This is a genomic window from Streptomyces synnematoformans, assembly GCF_039531005.1.
In the GTDB taxonomy this organism is placed as follows: Bacteria; Actinomycetota; Actinomycetes; order Streptomycetales; family Streptomycetaceae; genus Streptomyces; species Streptomyces synnematoformans.
Genome location: NZ_BAAAPF010000087.1, coordinates 1 through 22,467, shown reverse-complemented (window position 1 = coordinate 22,467; position 22,467 = coordinate 1). Strand labels below are relative to the sequence as shown.

General features: G+C 72.5%; 18 protein-coding genes and 1 pseudogene. 5 read left to right on the top strand and 14 right to left on the bottom strand.

What is annotated here, in order from left to right; all coding sequences use genetic code 11:
- A partial coding sequence (locus ABD317_RS15560; RefSeq protein ID WP_344290574.1) for a LysM peptidoglycan-binding domain-containing M23 family metallopeptidase occupies positions 1 to 613 on the top strand: 613 nt, incomplete at its 5' end.
- Positions 614 to 695: 82 nt separating this feature from the next.
- On the opposite strand, the gene ABD317_RS15555 is transcribed toward ABD317_RS15560, so the two are convergent.
- The 6 genes from ABD317_RS15555 to ABD317_RS15530 form a co-directional block, all read right to left on the bottom strand.
- Entirely contained in the window at positions 696 to 3,800 is a 3,105-nt protein-coding gene (locus ABD317_RS15555; protein WP_344290573.1) for a ThuA domain-containing protein, read from the bottom strand.
- A gap of 182 nt (positions 3,801 to 3,982) precedes the next feature.
- Complete coding sequence (locus tag ABD317_RS15550) at positions 3,983 to 4,864, bottom strand: sugar phosphate isomerase/epimerase family protein (RefSeq protein ID WP_344290572.1); 882 nt, start codon at positions 4,862 to 4,864, stop codon at positions 3,983 to 3,985.
- Complete coding sequence (locus tag ABD317_RS15545; RefSeq protein WP_344290571.1) at positions 4,864 to 6,102, bottom strand: substrate-binding domain-containing protein; 1,239 nt, start codon at positions 6,100 to 6,102, stop codon at positions 4,864 to 4,866. The genes ABD317_RS15550 and ABD317_RS15545 overlap by 1 nt, the downstream gene beginning before the upstream one ends.
- Positions 6,099 to 7,148: an ABC transporter permease gene (locus tag ABD317_RS15540; RefSeq protein WP_344290570.1), complete on the bottom strand. Its 1,050-nt coding sequence runs from the start codon at positions 7,146 to 7,148 to the stop codon at positions 6,099 to 6,101. The genes ABD317_RS15545 and ABD317_RS15540 overlap by 4 nt, the downstream gene beginning before the upstream one ends.
- Complete coding sequence (locus tag ABD317_RS15535; protein ID WP_344290569.1) at positions 7,145 to 8,212, bottom strand: ABC transporter permease; 1,068 nt, start codon at positions 8,210 to 8,212, stop codon at positions 7,145 to 7,147. The genes ABD317_RS15540 and ABD317_RS15535 overlap by 4 nt, the downstream gene beginning before the upstream one ends.
- Positions 8,209 to 9,702: a sugar ABC transporter ATP-binding protein gene (locus tag ABD317_RS15530; protein ID WP_344290568.1), complete on the bottom strand. Its 1,494-nt coding sequence runs from the start codon at positions 9,700 to 9,702 to the stop codon at positions 8,209 to 8,211. The genes ABD317_RS15535 and ABD317_RS15530 overlap by 4 nt, the downstream gene beginning before the upstream one ends.
- Positions 9,703 to 9,863: 161 nt before the next feature.
- On the opposite strand from ABD317_RS15530, the gene ABD317_RS15525 reads away from it, so the two are divergent.
- A complete protein-coding gene (locus ABD317_RS15525; RefSeq protein WP_027753118.1) occupies positions 9,864 to 11,078 on the top strand; it encodes an ROK family protein in 1,215 nt (404 codons plus the stop codon).
- 108 nt (positions 11,079 to 11,186) lie between these two features.
- Positions 11,187 to 12,158, top strand: a complete 972-nt coding sequence (locus ABD317_RS15520) for an epimerase (protein WP_344290567.1) — start codon at positions 11,187 to 11,189, stop codon at positions 12,156 to 12,158.
- 86 nt (positions 12,159 to 12,244) lie between these two features.
- Here the strand turns inward: ABD317_RS15520 and ABD317_RS15515 are convergent, their stop codons facing one another.
- On the bottom strand, positions 12,245 to 12,793 hold the full coding sequence (locus tag ABD317_RS15515) for a GNAT family N-acetyltransferase (RefSeq protein WP_344290566.1): 549 nt from the start codon (positions 12,791 to 12,793) through the stop codon (positions 12,245 to 12,247).
- Positions 12,784 to 14,049: an NsdA family TPR-like regulatory protein gene (locus tag ABD317_RS15510; protein ID WP_344290565.1), complete on the bottom strand. Its 1,266-nt coding sequence runs from the start codon at positions 14,047 to 14,049 to the stop codon at positions 12,784 to 12,786. Before ABD317_RS15510 ends, ABD317_RS15515 begins: the two co-directional genes overlap by 10 nt.
- 125 nt (positions 14,050 to 14,174) lie before the next feature.
- Between ABD317_RS15510 and ABD317_RS15505 the strand changes: the two genes are divergently transcribed.
- Positions 14,175 to 14,567, top strand: a complete 393-nt coding sequence (locus tag ABD317_RS15505; protein ID WP_344290564.1) for an ATP-binding protein — start codon at positions 14,175 to 14,177, stop codon at positions 14,565 to 14,567.
- Here the strand turns inward: ABD317_RS15505 and ABD317_RS15500 are convergent.
- The 3 genes and pseudogenes from ABD317_RS15500 to ABD317_RS15490 form a co-directional block, all read right to left on the bottom strand.
- Positions 14,561 to 15,448: a LysR family transcriptional regulator gene (locus ABD317_RS15500; RefSeq protein ID WP_344290563.1), complete on the bottom strand. Its 888-nt coding sequence runs from the start codon at positions 15,446 to 15,448 to the stop codon at positions 14,561 to 14,563. The genes ABD317_RS15505 and ABD317_RS15500 overlap by 7 nt on opposite strands.
- Positions 15,449 to 15,485: 37 nt before the next feature.
- On the bottom strand, positions 15,486 to 16,724 hold the full coding sequence (locus ABD317_RS15495) for an RNA-guided endonuclease InsQ/TnpB family protein (protein ID WP_344290562.1): 1,239 nt from the start codon (positions 16,722 to 16,724) through the stop codon (positions 15,486 to 15,488).
- A gap of 275 nt (positions 16,725 to 16,999) precedes the next feature.
- Positions 17,000 to 18,404, bottom strand: a pseudogene (locus ABD317_RS15490) (IS1380 family transposase).
- Between the two features lie 266 nt (positions 18,405 to 18,670).
- On the opposite strand from ABD317_RS15490, the gene ABD317_RS15485 reads away from it, so the two are divergent.
- Entirely contained in the window at positions 18,671 to 19,327 is a 657-nt protein-coding gene (locus ABD317_RS15485) for a dihydrofolate reductase family protein (protein ID WP_344290561.1), read from the top strand.
- 238 nt (positions 19,328 to 19,565) lie between these two features.
- On the opposite strand, the gene ABD317_RS15480 is transcribed toward ABD317_RS15485, so the two are convergent.
- The 3 genes from ABD317_RS15480 to ABD317_RS15470 all read right to left on the bottom strand — a co-directional run.
- Positions 19,566 to 20,030, bottom strand: coding sequence for a protein-tyrosine phosphatase family protein (locus ABD317_RS15480; protein WP_344290560.1), 465 nt, complete (start codon positions 20,028 to 20,030; stop codon positions 19,566 to 19,568).
- Positions 20,031 to 20,075: 45 nt separating this feature from the next.
- Complete coding sequence (locus ABD317_RS15475; protein WP_027753112.1) at positions 20,076 to 21,878, bottom strand: 5'-nucleotidase C-terminal domain-containing protein; 1,803 nt, start codon at positions 21,876 to 21,878, stop codon at positions 20,076 to 20,078.
- Between the two features lie 194 nt (positions 21,879 to 22,072).
- Positions 22,073 to 22,467, bottom strand: a 395-nt coding sequence (locus ABD317_RS15470) for a sigma-70 family RNA polymerase sigma factor family protein (RefSeq protein WP_486389011.1), incomplete at its 5' end; no start/stop codon positions are given.

The window sequence follows — 22,467 nt, the reverse complement described above, 5'->3', positions numbered from 1 at the left end:
GATCCGCCCCGCCGCCGCCCGCACCGCTCCGGCCGCACCGGCACCCGCGCCGCGCACGTACCGCGTACGCCCCGGCGACACCCTCAGCGGGATCGCCGCCCGGCTGGGGGTGCCGTGGCGGCTGCTGTACCAGAACAACCGGTCCGTGATCGGCCCGGACCCGAACCTGCTGCACCCCGGCCAGGTCCTCCTGGCCCCCGCCCCCGGCTGGGCCGCCCCGGTCACCGTGGACTACCGGATCTCCGCGCCCTACGGGCTCCCCGGCGACGGCTGGATCGCCGGCTACCACACCGGCGTCGACCTCGCCGTGCCCACCGGCACCCCGGTGTACTCCGTCGGCCCCGGCGAGGTGCACAGCACCTCCACCGAGGGCGCGTACGGCAACCACATCCTCGTCCGGATGGCCGACGGCCGCTACGTCCTCTACGCCCACCTCGACCGCATGTCCGTCGCCCCGGGCGACCGCGTCCGCGGCGGCACCCGCATCGGCGACTCCGGCAACACCGGCAACTCCACCGGGCCGCACCTGCACCTGGAGGTGCGCAAGGGCACCGACTACGGCACGGACATCGACCCGGTCGCGTACCTCGCCGAGTACGGCGTCCGCATCTGACCGACGCCGCGGCGGGCGGCGGGCACAGCGGGCCCCCGGGCCCCCCCGCCGGGGCCCCCCCCGTCAGGTCACCTCCCGACCGCTAGCCGAACGTCACCGAGTCGACGTCGAACGAGTTGTTCTGCGGCGACGTGAACCGCAGATACAGCGTGTGCGACCCCGCCAGCTCCTCGACCGGCACCGCCTCCGTGGCCTGGTAGTTGTCCCAGTCCCCGGTGTTCGGCACCGGCGTCGTCGCCAGCAGCTGCCCGTCCGGGGCGTCGGCGCGCAGTTCGATCGCGCCCACGCCGTACGGCGACGACAGCTTGTAGGAGACCTGGCTCATGCCCTCGACGGACATCGGGTCGAAGGCGATCCAGTCGCCGTCGGAGATGTCGCCGATGCGCTTGCCGTTCTCGGCCCCGGCCTGGCTGACGATCCGGGTGCCGGACTGGTCGTCGTGGTACTCGGCCTGCTTGTGCTTCGGCTGCAGGACCGTTTTCGCGTACCCGGTCAGCGCGCCGGCGCCGTCGCCGCCGCCGTCCTCGTAGTGCGCGTTGAGGACGTACGTCAGGTCCGCGCCCTCCGGGTGGCCGCCGAGGTCACCGGTGTCGACGGTGCCCTCGCAGCCCGGCAGGTCGGTCGTCGAGTGCTCGTGGTCGTCGTGCCCGAGGGCCGGGTTGACGAAGACCCGCGAGCAGTCGATCTCGCCGTCCTCCGGGTCGGTGACGGTGACCTTGTACGGGACCTGGTCGCCGAACTCGATCAGCTTGCCGTCGACCGGCGTCTCGATCGTCACCTGCGGCGCGGTGTTGCCGGCGGTGATGGGGATGTTGGCGTAGCCGGTCTTGCCGGTGGAGTCGGTGACCTTCAGCTGCGCGGTGAAGTCGCCCGCCGTGTCGTAGGTGTGGCTGGGGGCGGCTTCGGTGGAGTCGAAGGTGCCGTCGCCCTCGAAGTCCCACTCGAAGGTGAGCGCGTCGCCGTCGGCGTCGTCCGAACCCTCGCTGGAGAAGTCGACCGTCAGCGGCACCGGTCCGTTGGTCACCGAGGCCGTGGCCTTGGCGACCGGGGAGCGCTTGCCCTGGCTGTAGTCGATGCGGTACAGCCCCGAGTCGTTGTTGCCGCCGCCGAACTCGCTGCCCCACTCCAGGACGTAGAGCGAGCCGTCCGCGCCGAAGGTCATGTCCATCGGCTTGATGAACTTCGCCGTGGACAGGAAGTCGTTGATCTTCAGCAGCTCCTCGTCCTCGTCGAAGCGGATCTCCTTGACGTAGTTGCGGGACCACTCGTAGAGGAAGCTCGCGCCGTCGAAGTACTCGGGGAACTTCGTCTCCGAGGGGTTGTCCTCGTCGTACCGGTAGACCGGGCCGCTCATCGGCGCGGAGCCGCCCTCGCCCATCTCCGGGAACGCCTCGGAGACGCCGTAGCCGTACCAGATCTCCGGCAGCTGGATGTCGGGCAGCTCGGTCAGGCCGGTGTTGTTCGGCGACGGGTTGACCGGGTTGGCGCAGTCGAACTTCTCGCCGACCTCACCGGTGTCCGGGTTGTACGGGGCGTAGGGCTGGTTGTCGCCGTGGCAGAACGGCCAGCCGAAGTTCCCGGGCTTCTTGATGACGTTGTACTCGACCAGGCCCTCCGGCCCGCGTTCGGTCGTCGGCAGCCCGCGGTCGGGGCCGTAGTCGGCGACGTGGACGTAGCCGGTCTCCTGGTCGACGGTGAAGCGGAACGGGTTGCGGAAGCCCATCGCGTAGATCTCGGGACGGGTCTTCTTCTGCTTTTTCCCGAAGAGGTTGCCCCCGGGGATCTTGTAGCCGCCGTCCTTCTTCGGCTTGATCCGCAGGATCTTGCCGCGCAGGTCGTTGGTGTTGCCCGCGGTCCGCGCGGAGTCCAGCATCTCCTGGCCCTCGCGCCAGTCGATCGGCGCGTAGCCCTGCCAGTCGGGGCTGAGGTTCGGCGGCACGTCGTCGCCGGTGCCCAGGTACAGCGTGCCGTCGGGGCCGAACTCGACCGCGCCGCCGGTGTGCCCGGGCTCGGGGTAGGTGCGGTCCCGGTAGGCGGGCACGTCGAGCAGCTGCTTCTCGCTGGCGGGGTCGAGCGTGCCGTTCTTCAGCGTGAAGCGGGACAGCCGGTTCACGTCCTCGGCGCTGCCGGCCGGGGCGTAGTAGAGGTAGATCCAGCCGTTCTTCTCGAACTTCGGGTCCAGCTCCATGCCGACCAGACCGTCCTCGCCGCCGGTGTAGACGTCGAGCTTGCCGGCGGTGGTGGTCTGGTGGGTCGCCGGGTCGAAGACCTGCACCTGGCCGGCCCGCTGGATGTAGTACACGCGGCCGTCGTCGGCCACGTCCAGCTCCATCGGGTCCACGGTGTCGTCGTCGAGGGCGACCTTCTCGTAGCCGTCCCAGACCGTGCCGCCGCAGTCGCCGGGCTCGGCGCCGGCGGCCCACTGCACGCCGCCGACGACGTGGTCGCGGAACTCGGGCTCGCTGTAGGCGGAGGACTCGTGGCCCATGGCGGTGGCCCAGACCCTGCCGCCCTCGGCGTTGCGGCACCAGGAGATCGGGTGGTCGGCGCCCATGGCGTCGCCGCCCGGGTTGTACGTCGTCTCGTCGGCGGTGACGAGGACGTGGACGTCGCCGCGCGGGTTGACGTCGAAGTTGTACCACTCCTCGGGGCGCTCCCAGCGCTGCGGCAGGCCCTTGGTCGAGGGGTGCACCGTGTCGGCGACCTTCGCGGTGCCCTGGAGCGTGCCGGGCGAGTGGCTCGGCATGTGGGCGCCGCCGTTGATCAGCTCGTCCCACCAGGGGAACTCGTTCTCGATCCCCATGTCGAGGGTGTTGTGGATGGCCGCGATGCCGCCGCCGTTGTTGACGTAGGTCTGCACGGCGGCGCGCTGCTCGTCCGTGTCCCAGATCATGCCGGAGTTCTGCAGCATGATGATCACGTCGTACTCGGCGAGCGCGGCGTCGTTGAAGACGGTGGAGTCGTCGGTCTGGTCGACCTCGAAGTTGTTCTCCTCGGCCTCCTCCTGGACCATCTGGATGCCCGCGGGGATGGAGCCGTGGACGTAGCCGACGGCCTTGGTGAACAGCAGGGCCTTGAAGGCCGGCGCCTTGTCCGCGGCTGCCGACGGCAGCGCGGTGAGCGCGAGCAGGACGGCGGCCAGCACGGTGACCAACGGCCTGCCGATGTCACGAGCATGACATCTCATAGGTCGGTTCTCTCCTTCGGTGTGCGGGTGCGGGTGCGTAGGGAGTTGCGCAGGGGTGGTCCGCCGGGCCCGGATCGGGGTCGCGGTCTCCGGGCCCGGCGGCGGGTGCGGGCGTACGCGGTCAGGGCGCGCACGCGGTGTGCGGACGTGGTCGTGCGGACGTGGTCGTGCGGAGGCGGACGTCAGCCGGGTGGGCCGGCGCCTGACACGCGGCGCAGGAAGGCGAGGCCGTCGACCGCGATGGCGTCCTGGCTCGGCGCCAGCGCCCGCCACACCGACGCGGCCACCGCGATGGTCGCGTTGTGCGCGGTGAACGACTCGATGCACAGCGGGCCGCGGTAGCCCGCCTCGTCGAGCGCGTCGAGGAAGCCCGGCCAGTCCAGGTGGTCCGTGCCGGGGGCGCCCCGGTCGTTGGCGCACACCTGGACGTGCACGATCCGCCCCGCCGCCGCCCGCACCGCGCCGGGCAGCGAGTGCTCCTCGATGTTCTGGTGGTACGTGTCGAGGGCGACGCCGATCGTCTCGGCGGGCAGCCCGTCCAGCGCCGCCACGGTCTGCGCCACGGTGTTGAGCAGGCTCGTCTCGTACCGGTTGAGCGGCTCGACGGCCAGCAGCACCCCGGCCGCGGCGGCGTGCGCGACGACCGGCGCGATGTTGTCCCGCCACTCGGCGTACGCCGCCGCCCGCTCGTCCGCGTCCATCCGCCACGTGCGGCCCACCGCCGCGTACATCGGCCCGGCGACGACCGGCGCGCCGATCTCCCGCGCCGCGTCGACGCACCGGCGCAGGTAGTCCTGCGTCGCACGGACCGCCGGCGGCTCAGTGCGCACCAGCCCGCGCTCCGGCGGCAGCACGGCGACCACCGCGGCCGGCGCCAGCCCGCTGTCGTCCAGCAGCTTCGCGGCGGCGGCCGGCTGCCAGTCGCCGGGCTGCTCCAGCGGCAGCTCAGCGCAGTCGAACCCCCAGCCCGCCAGCCGCGGCAGCACCGCCTCCAGCGCCCGGTCGGTCACCGGCGAGTGCCAGATCCACGGGTTGGCGCCGATCCGCCGCCGTCCGGCCGGCATCACTCACCGCCCCAGTCGCCGGGGTAGCCGGGCAGGTCCTCGCAGCCGCAGGCGCCGTAGTGCAGCGGGGGCATGCCCTCCTTGTAGTAATCGTCGAAGTTCTCCTCGGTGACGACCGGCTGCGGCAGCGTCCACTCCTTGGGGACCTCCTCGCCGTTCAGGATCTTCAGCGCGGCGATCACGGGCGTGCGCCACTGGAACGTCGGGTACGTCGGCGCGATCGCGGTCAGGTCCTTGTCCTGCCACGCGGCCAGGAAGTCCTGCTGGTCCTCGCCGGTGATCGGCGGGATGTCCTCGCCGGCGTCCTCGAACGCCTCGACCGCCGCCACCGACGTGGCGCCGGAGTCCATCCACACGCCGTCGATCTGGCCGTGGCGGGCGAGCGCGTCGGAGACGATCGACTTGGTCTTCGACGGGTCGCCGTCGGTGAACTTCACCTCGACGACGTCGAGTCCGGCCTTCTCGAACGCCATCTCGGCGGCCGACCAGCGGGTCTCCAGCACGTCCACGCCGGGCGAGATGCGCAGCGCCACGATCTTGCCGCCCTTGTCCACCTCGTCCACCAGGAAGTCCGCGGCGGCGGCCCCGTAGGCGTAGCCGCCGACGGGGCTGATGAACGTCACGGCGCAGTCGGTCTCCACGCCGCGGTCGAAGACGATCACCGGGATCTTGCCGCACGCCTCCTCGACCGCGGGGGTGAGGGTGGCGGTGGTGTTCGGCGAGACGATCAGCGCGTCGCAGTCCTTGCCGGACAGCTCCTGGATGTCGGAGATCTGCTTGTCGTCCTTGCCCTGCGCGTCCAGGACGGTGAAGTCGCTGATCTCGTCGTGCAGCGCGACCTCCGCCTTCATCGTCTTCAGCCCCACCTGCCGCCAGGGGTTGAACACGCCGGCGTTGGAGAAGCACAGGTGCCGCGCTTTGTCCTTCATCGCGTACTCGGACGTGTCGGCCATCCCGCCCGCCTGCGGGTCGAGCATCTGCTCCCAGGGCTTGTCCGCCGGCCCCTCCGGAGCGGTCTCGGCGAGCTTCAGCTGCCGCTCGTAGTCGGCCTGGTCGAAGAACTCCGACTGCTCGTCGCCGTTCTCCGCGTCCTGCGAGGCGGCGGGGTCGTCGGCGAGGTCGTCCTCCGGCGCGTCCGAAGAACAGGAGGCGAGCAGCGCGGCCGCCAGCAGGGCGGCCGCCGGGGCGGCCAGGCGGCGGCTGCCGCCTGGGCGGGTCGTGCGGCGCGTACGGCTCATGAGGAGGACTTCCCTTCCGAGGATGGTGAACGGCGGCGGCGCAGCCGGGAGAACCCCGAGGAACCCGTCGCGCCCAGGCCGACGGCGACGATGACGATGATTCCCTGGACCGTGGACTCCAGGGCGCCCGAGACGCCCTGGAGGTTGAGCAGCGTGAACAGCGCCTGGAGCGAGAACGCCCCGGCCATGGCGGCGACGACCGAGCCGCGGCCGCCGCCGAGGATCACCCCGCCGAGCACGACGGCGGTGATGGCCTCGAACTCCAGCCCCCGGCCGGCCTGCGCCGAGACTCCGGAGAAGCCGGCGATCAGCACGGCGGCGAGCGCCGCGGCGGCGCCGGAGAGCACGAACGCCAGGGTGCGCACCCGGGGTACGCGCACGCCCGCGAGCGCGGCGGCGCGGTCGTTGTCGCCGGTGGCCAGGAGCGTACGGCCGAAGTCCGCGCGCATCAGCCACACCGCGAGCGCCCCGACCGCGAGGCAGGCGAGCACCGCCCACGGCAGCCAGCCGCCGGCCTCGCCGCGGCCGAACTCGCGGAAGGACTCCGGCAGCACGCCCTGCGGGGAGCCGCCGGTCCAGTAGAAGACGGCGCCTTCGAGGATCAGCATCATGCCGAGGGTGGTGATGAACGACGGCACCAGCAACACGGTGGTGATGAGCCCGTTGACCAGCCCGACGATCGCCCCGGCCAGCAGCAGCCCGGCGGTGACCAGCAGCCAGGGGGCGTCCGGGTACGAGCCGTAGAACTCGGCGCCGGCGACGACGCCGGCGGTGACCACCGCGCCGACGGACAGGTCGAAGCCGCCGGAGACGATGACCATGTACTGGCCGGCGGCGAGGATCACCAGGGGGGCGGCGCGCTTGACGAAGGCGAGGAAGCTGTCCGGCTCGTAGAAGCCGGGATCGGTGATCGCCAGCGCGGCGAGCAGCACGGCGAGGAGCACGTAGACGGGGGCACCGGTGCCCAGCCGGCGGCCGGCGCCGACGAAGGCCGCCGCGGGCCCGGTGCCGGCGGGGGGCGTGGACGGGGGCGTGGTCGTCGTCATGCGAGCGCTCCCTTCTCCGCTTCCTCCGCGGCCCGCGCCTCGTCGCGGGCCTTCGCCCGGCGGCGGAACGGGCGGGCGTAGAGGGCGACGGCGGCGATGATGACGACGCCGCGGACGACGTTCTTGAAGAACGGGTCGACGGACAGCTGGTTGAAGATGCTGTCCAGCACGGAGAGCAGCAGCACCCCGCCGAGCGTCCCCGCCACCCCGCCGCGCCCGCCGGCCAGCGCGGTGCCGCCGAGCACGACGGCGGCGATGGAGTCCAGGTCGTAGCGCGCCTCGGTGCCCGCCCAGGGGGCGCCGGCGCCGAGCCGGGAGGCGAGGAACAGCGCGGCGGCGCCGACGCACAGGGAGCACAGCACGTGCGCGTAGATCACGGTGCGCCTGGTGCGCACGCCGGACAGCCGGGCGGCGTGCTCGTCGCCGCCGGTGGCGTACATGTGGTGGCCCAGCCGGGTGCGTTTGGTGATCAGCCACAGCACGGCGGCCACGGCGATCAGCAGAAAGACCGAGACCGGGACGAAGCCGACGCGGTCGTAGCCCAGGCGCTGGAAGGACGCGGGGACGTCGCCGGACGGGCCGGTGTAGTTGTCCTCGATGTAGCCGCGGAGGATGAAGGCCATGCCGAGGGTGGCGATGAAGGCGTTGACCTTCAGCCCGGTGACGATGAGGCCGTTGGCCAGCCCCACGGCGGCGGAGAGCGCGAGCACGGCGAGCACCGCGGTGACGACGCTGCCGCCCTCCATCGTCTCGGCGGCGACCAGCGTGCCGAGGCTGATGAGGTACGCCACGGACAGGTCGAGCGAGCCGGTGAGGATCACCGCGGACTGGCCGACGGCGACCAGGCCGAGGGCGACGGAGTTCTGCAGGATGCCGGTGGCGTTGGCCTGGGTCATGAACTGGCCGCCGTCGGCGGCGACGACGATCCAGCCGATGAGCGTCACCGCGGCGGCGGCCAGCCAGACGCCGACGACGGGGTCGGTGATCTTCAGCCGGCCGGCCGCGGGCAGCCGCCGGCGCGGACCCGCGGGCGGGGCGGGGGCGTCGGTGCGTACGGCGGTCATGCGGCGCTCCCCTCGGGGGCGGCGCCCGCCCCGTCCCGGGTGGCCAGCCGCATGATGTCCTCCTCGCTCGCCCCGGCGGGCAGTTCGCCGGCCGGGGCGCCGTCGGCCATGACGAGGATCCGGTCGCTCATGCCGATCAGCTCGGGGAGTTCGGAGGAGACGATCAGCACCGCCATGCCGTCGCGGGCGAGTTCGCGCACGAGGGTGTGGATGGCGGCCTTCGCGCCGACGTCGACGCCGCGGGTCGGCTCGTCGAAGAGCAGCACGCGGGGGCGGGCGGCGAGCCACTTGGCGATGACGACCTTCTGCTGGTTGCCGCCGGAGAGGTACTGGACCTCCTGGTCGTGGCCGCGGGCGCGGAGGTTGACGCGGTCCAGCAGCCCGGGGAGGTCGCCGGCCGGCGCCCCGCCGCCGTGCACGGCGCGGGTGACGAGCAGGGCGTTGTCCCGTACCGACTGGCGCAGGGCCAGGCCCTCGCCCTTGCGGTCCTCGGTGACCAGGGCGACGCCGCCGCGGATGGCCTGGCGCGGGCTGGCCGGCCGCAGCGGGCGGCCGGCGACGGTCATGCGGCCGCGGGTGAAGGGCGCGGCGCCGAAGAGGGCCCGTACCAGGGAGGTACGGCCCGAGCCCTGCAGCCCGGCGACGCCGGTGACCTCGCCGGCGCGCAGGGTCAGGTCGATGCCGGCGAGGCGCTCGTTGCCGGCGCCCGCGGTGGTCAGCAGCGGTTCGCCGATCTCCGCGGGCGCCGCGCGGGGCGGGTAGTAGGAGCCGAGTTCGCGGCCGACCATGGCGCGGACCACGTCGTCGGGGGTGGTCTCGGCGGTGGTGAGGGTGGTGACCCGGCGGCCGTCCTTGAGGACGGTGATGCGCCGGGAGAGGTCGAAGACCTCGCGGAGGCGGTGGCTGATGTAGAGGATGCCGATGCCGCGGTCGGCGAGGCGGCGGATGAGCGCGAAGAGGAGTTCGACCTCGTGGTCGGCCAGCGGCGCGGTCGGCTCGTCCATGACGAGCACCCGGACGTCGGACGCCGCCAGTGCCTTGACGATCTCCACCGTCTGCTGGCGGGCCACGGACAGGTCCCTGACCTGGGTGTGCGGGGCGATTCCGGTCTCGTCCAGCTCGGCGAGAAGCGCGGCGGTTCTCTCCTCCATCGCGCGCCGGTCGACGAGCCCGCGGCGCACCGGCTCGCGGCCGAGGAACACGTTCTCGGCGACGGTCCGGTGGGGCAGCAGCGCGAACTCCTGGTGGATGAGACCGATCCCGGCAGCCTGGGCCTGTACGGGGTGCGTGAAGGCGTGCACCGTGCCGTCGAGCGTGATGGTGCCTTCGTCGGGCGCGTACTCCCCGGCGAGCACCTTCATCAGCGTCGACTTGCCCGCGCCGTTCTCCCCCACCAGGGCGTGCACTTCCCCCGGATCAAGGTCGAGCGACACCCCGTGCAGCACCCGCACCCCGAGAAAGCTCTTGGACACGTCCTGCATCGTCAGCATGAAAGGCAATGTCCCCAGGGTTCTTTGGACTGTCAAGAGCCTAAGCAAGGCCTTTCTATGATGAGTTGGCGATGACTTTGGCCGAATATCGAACAAAGAAGGCCTTGTTGGTGGTCCTGGCGGTGTCTATGGTGGGCGCCGTGACAGCCCCTTCCTCGCCGATGCCGCCACCGCCGCCGCCATCGGCCACCGGCACGCCGTCCCCCAGCCCGCCGTCGGGCCAGTCCCCCGGGGAAGTCCTCGCCCTGATCAGCTCGGGCTCCGCCGCCACCCGCGCCGAGATAGCCCGGCTCACGGGCCTCGCCCGCTCCACCGTCTCGCAGCGCGTCGACGCGCTGATCGCGCACGGTTTCGTCGACGAGGACGCAGAAGCCGGCTCCACCGGCGGCCGTCCCCCGCGCCGCCTCTCGCTCCGCACCCGCGAGCACGCCGTCGCCGGCGTCGACCTGGGCGCCTCGCACTGCCGGGTCGCGCTGATGGACATCGGCGGCACGCTCCTCGCCGTCCGCGAGGACCTGCTGAAGATCGCGGACGGCCCCGCGGCGGTTCTCGGCCACGTGGAACGGACGCTGCACACCCTGCTGGAGGAGTCCGGCCGCGACCCCGGGACGCTCCGCTCGATCGGCGTGGGCGTGCCGGGCCCGGTGGAGTTCTCCACCGGCCGCCCAGTGGACCCGCCGATCATGCCGGGCTGGCACCAGTTCCCCATCCCGGAGTTCTTCGACGAGCGCTTCGGCGTCCGCGCCCTCGTGGACAACGACGTCAACGTCATGGCCCTGGCGGAACAGCGCCAGGCCTTCCCCGACACGTCGTACCTGCTCTACCTGAAGGTCGGCACGGGCATCGGCTGCGGCATCGTCGCGGACGGCCGGCTGCACCGGGGCGCCCAGGGCTCGGCCGGCGACATCGGCCACATCCGCGTCGGCGAGCGCGAGGACCTGTGCCGCTGCGGCAACTCCGGCTGCCTGGAGGCCATCGCCGGCGGCGCGGCGCTGGCGGTCCGCCTCCGCGAGCTGGGGCTGGAGGCGTCGTCGGGCCTGGACGTCGTCCGGCTGGTGAAGCAGGGCAACCGCGAGGCGGTCCGCATGGTCCGGGAGGCGGGCCGGGCGGTGGGCGAGGTGCTGGCGGGGCTGGTCAACTTCTTCAACCCGGAGACGGTGGTGGTCGGCGGCGCGCTGGCGGCGGTCCACGACCAGCTGCTGGCGGGCGTACGGGAGGCGGTGTACCGCAGGTCGCACCCGCTGGCGACGCACGTGCTGCGGATCGAGCCGAGCCGGACGGGCGAGAACGCGGCGGCGATCGGCGCGGGAATCCTGGCGATCGAGCACGCCCTGTCCCCGATGCAGGTGGACAGGGCCCTGGCGGGGACGGGCTAGGGAGGCGGACCGGCGCCGGCGGGCCGGCCCCGGCGCGCCGCGCCCGTACGGCGGGTCGTACGCTCGCCGTACGGAACCCACCGCAGCGGCAGGACGGGGGCGGGGCCGGTGAAGATCGTGCTGCCCGGCGGGACCGGCCAGGTCGGCGGCGTACTGCGGCGGGCGCTGACCGCCGCGGGCCACGAGGTCGTGGTCCTGACCAGACGCCCGGGGCGCGACGGCGAGGTCCCGTGGGACGGCCGGACGCTCGGCCCCTGGGCGGAGGCGGTCGACGGCAGCGACGTCGTGATCAATCTCGCCGGCCGCAGCGTCAGCTGCCGCTACACCGACGAGAACCTCCGCGCCATGATGGACTCGCGCGTGGACTCCGCCCGCGTCGTGGGCGAGGCGATCGCCGCCGCCCGGAGGCCGCCCCGGAGCTGGCTCCAGATGAGCACCGCCACCGTCTACGCCCACCGCTTCGACGCGCCGAACGACGAGGCCGCCGGCGCGATCGGCGGAGCCGAGCCCGGCGTCCCCGGCTACTGGGCCTACAGCGTCGAGATCGCGCGGAACTGGGAGCGGGAGCAGGAGCGGGCCGCGACGCCGCAGACGCGCAAGGTGGCCCTGCGGTCGGCGATGGTGATGAGCCCCGACCGCGGCGGCGTCTTCGACTACCTGCTGTGGCTGGCGCGGCTCGGCCTCGGCGGGCCGGTCGCGGGCGGCGCCCAGTACGTGTCCTGGATCCACGACCGCGACTTCGTCCGCGCCGTGGAGTTCCTGATCGCCCGGGACGACCTCACCGGGGCGGTCAACCTCGCGGCTCCCGGCCCGCTGCCGCAGCGGGAGTTCATGCGCACGCTGCGCCGTGCCTGGGGCATGCCCCTCGGGCTGCCCGCGACGCGGTGGATGGCCGAAGCCGGCGCCTTCGTGCTCCGCTCTGACACCGAACTCCTCCTGAAGAGCCGGCGGGTGGTGCCCGGGCGGCTGCGGGACGCCGGGTTCGCCTTCGACCACGGTGCCTGGCCGCAGGCGGCGGCCGACCTCGTACGCCGGACGCGGCGCGAGCGGTCCCGCGCCCGGCGTACGGCACGTTCCTGACCGCCCCCGGACCGGGGCCACGCCCCGGCCGCCCCCGAGATCGCCTCGAAGATGTCCGCATCCGTCTCCTGCTGCCTGCTCCCGCGTCAACCGCCCCGCTTGCCCGCCCGCGCGCCCTCGGCCTGCGGCCGGCTCAGGGGTCTGACCATGACCGCGAAGACCGGGGAGTCGGCGAACGGCTTCTGTTCGCCGATCTTCTCGTAGCCCCAGGACTCGTACAGGGCCTGCACCCTGGGGTGCGTGACGTCGACCAGCAGCGTCGCCCGGGGCTCGGTTCGGCGGCCGAGGAGCGCGTCGTGCAGACGGGCGGCGACACCGGTCTTGCGCCAACCCGGCAGCACCATCAATTCGGACAGCGCGAAGCTCGGGCCCGTGTAGCCGGTGGGGAGATCGCTGCCCTTCCACCAGCGGCCGGCGGCGAAGGGTGCGCCGTACGCGAAACCGACCGGCTCCTGCTCCTCGTAGCCGACGACGCAGGCGAAGCCCTCCTTGCCGGACCAACTGTCGACGAACTGGGCGAACCGGTCGCGGGAGTGGAAGGCGTCGTCGCTCCCGGCGTACTCACCGTCGTGGAGGTCGAGCAGCAGCTCCCTGATACCGGCGGTCTCTGCCTGCCCGTAGTGCTTCACTTCCATGAGCGCGTCCTCTCCAGCCAGCCGGTGCTCTCCGGGCTACGGGAACCCGCGGCGGCAACGGCTCCGCGTACCTCGGTCAGGTTCTTCCAGGTGCGCCGGGAGCCAGGGACGTCCGCCGCCAGCGTGCAGGCGCGGTCGGCGGTGTCCATCGCCGCTTCCAGCTCACCCTGACGGGCCTGGGCGAGGGCGGCGTGGGAGGTGTAGAGGGCACGGTTGCGCGTGTATCTGGGGCGCAGATGGGCCAGGGTGCGGTGAAAGTGGTACTCGGCGCGCTGCGGCCGGCCCAGGCGCATATACGTGATGCCGCACAAGCCGTCGAGTTCGGCGATGTCGTAGAAGTCGGCCCACGCCGGGGTGTCGTCGTGTCCGGCGCGCTCGAACGAGGTGGTGGCGCCGGACAGCAGCCTCTCGGCCTTGCGGGCGTCGTGCAGGCCGGCGGTCGAGATGGCCGTCTGCACCGAGGCGAGGGAGGAGAAGAGGGGGTTGGTCCGGGCGACGGAGGTCGAGCGCGCGGCCTGCGCGGCGGCGACGGACTCGGTGTAGTCCGTACGCTCCCGGGCGATCATCGCCATGTGGTTCCAGACCCGGAACACGGTGGCGCCGTCGTTACTCAGCCCGGCGAGCGTGCCTGCGCGGTCCGCCAGGGACCGGCTGTAGTCCGGGACTCGCGCGTCGTGGGCGGCGATCGTCGCGGTCGACATCGCGCCCGCGGCCAGCCCGTACAGGCGCTGGCTCAGCCGTCCCGAGATCGAACTGCCGACAATGAGGTGCTGTATTTCTTCGGCGAGGCGCTCGGACGCTTTGATCACTGCGGGCGTGCCGCCGCTGCGGTCGGCTTCGTGGAGGAGGCGCACGTGCTGGGCACGCAGCCGTTCGACGTCGCTCAGCCCGACGCCGGGACGAACCGCCGCGGCCTGTGGCGCACCGGCAGCCGTTGCGGCGAGTGTGGTGCCGGTGGTGGCGGTGAGGAATGTTCGGCGGCGCATAGGGGCCTCCGTGGATTCTTTGGCAGACCTTCTCCGCGGTACGAAGCCGAGGTCTACCGCCGGTCTGTCGAAAACTCTCTCCAGGCTGATCCGTTGCCTGGCATGGGGCCACCTGACCGCCCCGGATAACCAGCGTCGGACCATTCGATCGTCGATCACTCCGGGCCTGCCGGTCAGCAACTCGATCTCCCGATTCACCCGACTGGCCAGCTCAGGTGCCGTCAACTCCAGTTCCGCCATCGCGGCGGCGAGTGCCGTGTTCCTGGTCACGGCGCCACCGTAGCTCCGGCTGGTCGATAAATAACAAGCCCACCGGCAAAAATGCCCGGGGAAACGCACAGGCAATCAGGCGGACCACCCTGGGGGTCTCCCCCGCTGCCCGGTTGGCTGGAAGCGTGCAGAAGCCGAATCAGAAACAATTCACCCGTCACGCCGCATCCGTGGCCAAGGCCCGGGCCTTCGTGGTCGAGGTGCTGGGCGACCGTCCCCTACACGGGCGACTGGACGACGTGCGGGTGTGTGTCTCGGAGTTGGCCGCGAGCGCCGTACGGCACGGGGTGCCCGTCGGACGGCAGTTCCTCGTCCGGGTTGCGGATGACGGCGAGCGGGTGCGGGTCGAGGTGCACGACGGTGGGGAGGGCGTGCCCGTCGTGCGGCCGGCTCGGGCTCTGGACGACGCGGGGCGCGGGATGGTGCTCGTGGACGGGCTCTCCGACGCTTGGGGTGTCGAGGCGCGGCGCGGGCCTGGGAAAGCCGTTTGGGCCGAGTTCCGTATCGGACGTCAGTGAGAGGTGGCCGAGGTGGTCTCCGCCGCGGCCTTCTGGATCGCCTCCAGCAGCGCCGTCGTCGCCGGCGGGTCCGGCGGGTCCCCGTACGTCGCCGCGTAGATACGCCGCGCCGCCCCCGGGATCTCCGTGGTGTGGACCGCCGGGTTGCGGTGGGCGCGTAGCGCCAGGCCGGGGAGCGTCGTGACGCCGACGTCTGCGGCGACGAGGGCTTGGACGACGACCATGTCGTCGCAGACCGAGTCGATCCGGGGGGTGAACCCGTGCCGGGCGCAGACCGCCGCCAGTTCGCTCCGGCAGCGTTCGCAGCCGCCGATCCACGCGGAGCGGCGGTGGCCGGCCACGCTGTCGTCCGGGTGACGGCTGACCAGGTGGATGGGGTCGTCCGCCACGTGGACGAGGCGGAACCCGTCGTCCTCCAGCGGGGCGTGCGCGTAGCGGAAGACGAGCGCCGCGTCGACGTCGCCTCGGCGCAGCATCTGCAGCGCCTCGACCGGGTGCCCGTCGACGACGCTGAGCGCCAGGCCGGGGTGCGTCCCGGTCAGCAGCGCCACCGCCTTCGGGACGATGGTGCTCAGTACGGAGGCGTTGGCGGCCAGCCGTACACGGCCGGTACGCAGGCCGACCTGGGCGGCGAGTTCGCTGGTCGCCGCGTCGACCCGGCCGACGATCTCGGTGGCGCGGCGGGCGAGGAGTTCGCCCTCGGGGGTGAGGCGGATGCCGCGGTGCACGCGCTGGACGAGCTTGGCGCCCGTGGCGGCCTCCAGCCGGGACAGGTGGTGGCTCACGGACGGCTGGGAGTAGTGCAGTTCCCGCGCGGCCTCGGTCACGGACCCGTGGCGTGCCACCGCGGCGAGCACCTTCAGATGGACGAGGTTAAGCACATTTGACTTCCTCCCCCTCGTGAACGAGGGGGATTCCCTAGGTGGCGCTCCGCGCCACACCAGGGTTTCGGCCGGTCGCCCGGCTTACGGGTTCCTGCTTCACGGACCGGCCAGTGCCGAGGTCTCCACAGGCTGACACGGGCTGCCCGCCCGCGTGTCGGATGTTCTTCGCGGCGTTCACGTCGGCGTTCTCTGCGTGTCCGCAGCCTTCGGCTTTGCAGCGGAAGATCGCTTGGCTTTCGCGATTGCCTTCCGCTACGAAGCCGCAGGCGGAGCACCTTTGCGACGTGTACGCGGCAGGAACCTTCACCACGGCGCTGCCCGTGTACCGGGCGGCGTTTTGAAGGGCGAGTTCGAGCTTGTGCCATCCCTTGTCGAGGATGGCCTTGTTGAGGCCACGCTTCTGCGCGACCTGCTTACCGGGCTCGGTGAGCGTGCCCGAGGCGGAAGCGGACATGCTGCGGGTCTTGAGGTCTTCGAGGGCGACCAGGGCGTTCTTGCTCACGATGTGCGCGGCGGTCTGCGCACAGAAGTCCGAACGACGGTCGGTGACCCGTCCCATGATCCGGTTCATCGCCGCGACCGTGCGGCGCCGGTTCGCTGAGCCTTTCTTACTGCGGGCGAGGCGCTGTTGCAGGCACCGGTACCGGGTCGTCTCACCTTCGGTGACGAACGGCCGGTCGTGGAACTCGCCGTCGCTCGTGACGGCCGCGACCTTCACCCCGCGGTCAATCCCGACTGCAGTGTTCGGCATGGCGTGCTGTTCGGGCGCCTGGTGCCCGTCGTCGACGAGGAAGGAAACGAACCAGTGCGTGCCCTTCCGGGACACTGTCGCAGAACGGACTTCGCCGCCCAGAGGACGGGACCACCGGAAGGTGACCCAGCCGAGCTTAGGAAGCTTCGCCCGGCCCCACCTACGGCCCAGGCGTTCGACCTGGATCTGCTTGGCGTCCGGGAACCGGAACGAGGGAGACCAGCGGGACTTCGCCCGCCAGCGCACATGGAACGTGCCGTGATCCCGGCATGCCTTGTCCAGGTCCTTCAACGTCTGCTGAAGGATGTGGGACGGCGCGGCCTTGAGCCAGGCGTGTTCCTTCTTCGCTTCGGCCAGCTCGGCAGCTTGGGGAACGTAGTTCATCCACGCGCCCCGGCGCCGGTACTGGCGGCGCTGGTCGAGGCCGGTGTTCCACACGGCCCGGCAGATGTTCCCGAACTCCTCCACCATCGCGGCCTGCTTCTCATCGACAGCCAGCCGGTAACGTCGTCCAGTGAGCACGGGAACACCCCCAAACCGTAAGCCAGTTGACCTGATCCTATCATCAAATGTGCAGGTCAGAACGGCTTTTCGAAGCCCTGAACCGCGCTCCTCCGGAGCGCCAAGCCGAGGATGGGCTAGCCTCCCTGTTTCGCTTCGGATGGCTGAGCTGGTCTTTGCGCGGTGGGTCGGTGGTTTGGTTGTTGGTCGCCGGGCGGGCGTGGCTGGGGCCCGACGCTGGGGTCGGGTGCTCCGGGTTTCCTCGGGTTGCGGGTGGGCCGGGACGTGGCCGTTGGTCAGGTGGCCGGCCGTGGCAGGGCTGCCAGGCGGGTGAATGCGCTGGTCAGCTCGTTTCGCCAGGGCCAGGTGGCGGAGATCCGCAGGCGGAGGCGGCGGCTGCCGCGGGTGAGGCGGGCGGCAGCGTGCAGCAGCCGGTAGCGCAGCTTCTTCGGCTCGGCGGTGGACAGTTCGCCGTCCAGTAGCAGGGTGCGCGTCCAGGCGAGTAGGTCGATGCCGGTCAGGGAGAGCTCCAGTCAGGCGGTGTTGATGGCGAAGTGGCGGGAGGGGAAGCGGCCGAAGCCGGTGGTCTTGCCGCAGCGGATGCGGTCTTCGATGCGGGCGTGTGCGCGGTGGCGGGCCTCCAGGTGCTGCACGGAGCCTTCGCTGTAGGGGGTGTCGGTGATCAGGACCTGGTGGCGCATGCCGTCGTCGAGGTCGAACAGCGAGAGCTGGGCTCCGGGGTGCGGGCGCTCGCGCCGGACGATGATCCGGGTGCCGTCGGGGTAGCCGTCGAGGTCGACTATGCCGGTCAGCTCGGCCGCTTCGGCGCCGGTGCGCAGGGAGCCGTCCTGTTCCAGCGCCGGGTGCCAGAGCCGGTCGGGCACGGTCCGGATCGCGCAGCGGACCGGCTCGGTGACGGGGTATCCGACGGAGAAGGAGGTGTGGATGCCCCGCTCGCGCAGCGCTCGGATGTGGGTCAGGAAGGCTTTCGCGCCTCCGGCGCTGTCGGCGCGGATGAGGAGGTCGGTGCCGTGGCGGTGGGCGTCGGGGATCTGGGCCAGGGCCTGATCCAGGACGGCGATGTGGTCGCTGGCGGTGTTGGCGCTGGCGTTGCCGGGCCGCAGCAGCCCGGCCAGGGCTTCGCCGGTGTTGTCCAGGAAACACAGCAGTGGGTGGTAGCCGAAGCCGCGTTTGTAGGTGGCCGCCGCCTGCTCCTTCTCCGAGTGGCAGGTCACGAGGGTGGCGTCGAGGTCCAGGACCAGGCCCGGCAGGTCGCGCCCGCCGGCGCGGGCGGCGGGTATGCCGCCTGTGGTTTCGGCGGCTTGCAGCCAGGCGACTTCCCGGGCGGCGGCCCTTGCCGAGCGCAGGCCGGCGAGTGCGGCCGCATCGAGGTCGGCCAGCAGGCGCCAGGCGGTGGCCGTGGAGGCGACCGGACCGAAGACCTCACACTGGTCACGCAGCAGGGCCAGGTCCGCTATCGCTGCACCGCCGTCGGCGAGCATCACCGCCAGATCGACCCGCGATCCGGCCGGGGTCGTGCCCGGTACCACGCGGTCGCAGCCGACCCAGCGCATCCGCGAACGCGACGGTCAGACCGGTGGCGTCCGCGAGATCGGCCAGCAAGCGGGACCCGGCATGGCTGACCACCCCGCGACCGTCGGCCGAGACGACGAGCCTGGGACGCGACCCGGTAGTGTGCACGTAGAAAGTGCCTTCCAGCTGTGGTGACAGAAGCCCTAGACAAGCCTCATCATCCCAGCTCAGAAGGCACTTTCGCGTTTCCGTTCAGGATCCGGACACCACCGCAAGTGAAACGCCGAGGCTAACCCCCAGCTGAAGCAGGGGGTCTGCGCCCAAGAAAGAGATCAAGGATTGATGCGATCTTCGTTGTATTGGCATTGGACGACATCAGCCCGCCCGGCCATGCTCTGCGTACAACAGCTACCGCCCGCTTCCCGAGGAGCAAGATGAGCAAGCTTCGGTGTCACATCTCGATCTCACTCGACGGCTACGTCGCCGGCCCTCACCAGAGCCAGGAGCACCCGCTCGGCGAGGGCGGCGAAGGGCTCCACGACTGGGTGGTGCCGCTCGCCGCCTGGCGTGCGGCGCACGGCATGGAGGGCGGCGCCGTCACCGCCAGCACCCCCGTGTTCGAGGAGTCGACCGCGAACATCGGCGCCGCCGTGATGGGCCGCGGCATGTTCGGGCCCCCCGGCCGGGGGCCCTGGGCCGACGACGAGCCGTGGTACGGCTGGTGGGGTGACGAGCCGCCGTACCACTACCCCGTGTTCGTCCTCACGCACCACCCGCGCGAGTCCGTCGAGATGGCCGGCGGGACGACCTTCCACTTCGTCACCGAGGGCATCGAGTCCGCGCTCGCCCGCGCGAAGGAGGCCGCGGGCGGCAAGGACGTGATGCTGTACGGCGGCGGCGAGACCGTGCGGCAGTACCTCGCCGCCGGGCTGCTCGACGTGCTCGAACTGCACGTCGTCCCCGTGCTGCTCGGCGGCGGCTCCCGCCCCCTCGACGGCCTCGGGGACACGGACGTACGGCTGGAGCAGGTCCGGGCGGTCGCGGGCGACGGGGTCGCCCATCTCACGTACCTGGTGCACTCCGGGCGCTGATGAACCGGTTCAATCCGGACATCGAAGGCCCGTTTTCGGCCCCTGCGGCGGCGCGTGGCCTCAGACGCCCAGCGCCACCCGTCACGACCGCGTCCGCGGTCAGCGTCTCCCGCCACACGTCGACGTCGCCGGCGCAGCGCCCCACGCGGTCCGCGAACGACAGCCGGGCGGCGGACAACGGCGACGGCGAGCGGGCCGGCCGGCGGGCTCGGGGTACCGGGCGCGACCGCGCGGCCCGTCAGCCCGCCGTCGCGCCGCGGCCGGCCGGAAAGCGGGCCACGTACCGCCGCTGCCAGGGGGTCTCCACCGCGCGGCGGTGGTAGTGCTCCCGCACGTACGACACCGCACGCGCCGCCGGCACCCCGTCCAGCACCGCCAGGCACGCCAGCGCCGTCCCCGTACGGCCGACGCCGCCGCCGCAGGCGACCTCCACCCGCTCCGACGCCGCCCGCTCCCACGCCTCGCGCAGCGCCGCCTCCGCCGCCGGCCGGTCGGCCGGCAGCCGGAAGTCGGGCCACCGCACCCACCGGCTCTCCCACGCCGTCTCCGGCGGCGCGCCGCCGAGGAGGTACACCCCCAGTTCCGGGTCCGGCCCGGCGGACGGCGCCGGCCTGCGCAGCCCGCGCCCGCGCACGTACCGCCCGGAGGGCAGCCGCAGCACCCCGGCGGCGGCGGGCTCCCACGGCTCCCGCGTCTCGCTCATGCCGGCGAGCGTAGCCGCGGGAGCCGTGCGCCGGGGGCGTACGCCCTACTCCCGGACCTCGATCCGCGCCGGCGACGGCGGCGCCAGCGGAGACTGCGGCGAGCTGGCGCTCTGCAGGTACGAGACGAGGGCCGCGGTGTCCGTCATGTCACCGCCCCGGCGGTCCGTACCGTCCTTGAACTCCGTGAACCCGTTGCCGCCCTCGGCGAGGAACTCGTTGACGGTGACCCGGTACTCACGGTCGGCCACCACCGGCTGCCCCGCGACCCGCACGCTCGACGCGTCGAGCCGGGCCCCGCCGCTCAGCCGCAGGTCCACCGCGTACGACAAGGCCGCCGAGGGCTGCATGAACCGCGCCCGGTCCTCGTTGGCGCCGGAGAAGCCCTGCCGCAGCACCTCGACGAGCTGGTCACCGGTCAGCGTCATCGTCACCAGCCCGGTCTCGAACGGCGAGACGCGGAACGCCTCCGCGTACGTCACCACGCCGTCGCCCTCGTCGCCGGACGACGTGTACGTGAGGTCGGCCCGGATTCCGCCCGGCTGGATCATGGCGATCTCCGCGCCGTTGCCGCGGGTGGCCTCGACCTGCCCGTCCGCGATGACACCGCCGAGCGGGCGCTCGGGCGCGGTCGAGCCGCGGCCGGGCAGGTCGTCGGTGATGTAGCCGACCGGCTTCTTCTCCAGCTCGGCGGAGCGCTCGCGCCAGGTGCCGATGAGCTTCGCCATCGCCGGGTCCTGGGGGGTGGCGGTGAGGACGGGGTGGTTGGCGGCCTCCACCGTGCCGCGGAGCACGTCGCCGGTGCCGGGGTCGAGGGCGAAGCGCAGGTCGGTGTAGGTGCGGCCGAAGGACGCGGCCTGCGTGACGACGCGCGGGTCGCCGGCGGGGTCGGGGACGGTGCACACGTACGGCTCGTGCGAGTGCCCGCTGACGATCACGTCGACGTCCGGCGGGAAGGACTCGGCGAGGGTACGGATCGGCTGGCCCAGCTTCGCGCCCGGGCCGCCGTCGTCGCAGTCCTCGTTGTACGGGACGCTGTCGCCGTGGGCGCCGCCCTCGTGGATGAGCACGGTCTGCGCCGCGACGCCCATCTCGGTCAGCTCGCGCGAGTAGCGTTCGACGGTCTCCACCTCGTCGTGGAACTCCACGTCGCGGATGCGGGCGGCGGAGATCACGTCGGGCGCGTGCCTGGTGATCAGCCCGATGAAGCCGATGCGCTCCCCGCCGGGCAGCGTCTTGATCCAGTACGGCGGCAACAGCGGCTCGGCGCTGCCCTTGCGGGTGACGTTGGCGGCGAGGTAGGGGAAGTCGGCGCCGTCGTACGGCTCGTCGGGCACGGCGCAGCCGTCGGCGGGGTGGCAGCCGCCGTGGGCGATGCGGAGCAGTTCGTCGGGGCCCTCGTCGAACTCGTGGTTGCCGACGGACGCGACGTCGAGGCCGAGTTCTTCGAGGGCGTCGATGGTCGGCTCGTCGTGGAAGTTGGCGGAGAGCAGCGGGCTGCCGCCGATGAGGTCGCCGGCGCCGACGGTGAGGGTGTTCTGCTGCCCCTCGCGGGCGTCCTTGAGCAGCGTCGCCAGCCCGGCGACGCCGCCGGCCTGGGAGCGGACCACGTCGCCGGACTCGGTGATGCGGGAGACGGAGCCGGCGGGGCCGTCGACGGGGTCGAGGTTGCCGTGCAGGTCGTTGAGGGCGAGGAGTTGCACGGGTACGGGGCCGGGCTGCGCGGCCGACGGCGTGACCGCGGCGACGCCGGCCCAGGGGAGGAGGGACAACCCCAGGACGGCGGCGGCGCCGGCGGCGAACGAGCGGCGGCGGCGCGGTGCCGCCGGCCGGGCTTTCAAGATCAACATGGCGCCTCACCGTAGGGCGCTGCCGGTGCCCGGGCGGCCCGCTTCGCGGGGTGCCACCCCTGGGAGTTGCGAGCTTCACCCGATGGGAGGGCGGGTGTTGCGGGGCGGAATCGGCGGCGCGCCCCGTACGTACGCGCGGGGCGCCCGGCGCGTCCGCACGCACCCGCGGGCCCCGGGCGGCGGAGCCGGACCGGTCAGTGCCCCCCGGGCACCGCCGGCTCCACGACGGCCAGCTCCACCGCCCGCAGCCGCTCCGCGTCCGCGATCACGTCGATCTCCGTGATGAGCCCGTCCACCTCGGTGAAGCCCAGCACCAGCCGCAGCCGCCCCAGCGGCGCCATCACGAGCCCCACCCGGCCGTCGACCAGCGCCGGCCCGGTGAACCGCGCCCGGCCGGCGGCGGCCATCGCGCCCTCCGCCACCGGCGCCGCGCCGCGGACCTCGACCGGCTCCGGCGTGGGGATCGCCGCGCGGTCCGCCCGCAGGACGACATCGGGGTGGAGGAGGGCGACCAGCGCCTCGAAGTCGCCGCCGCCCGTCGCGGCGAGGAAGGCGGCCACGATCCGCCGCCTGCGCCGCAGGTCAAGTC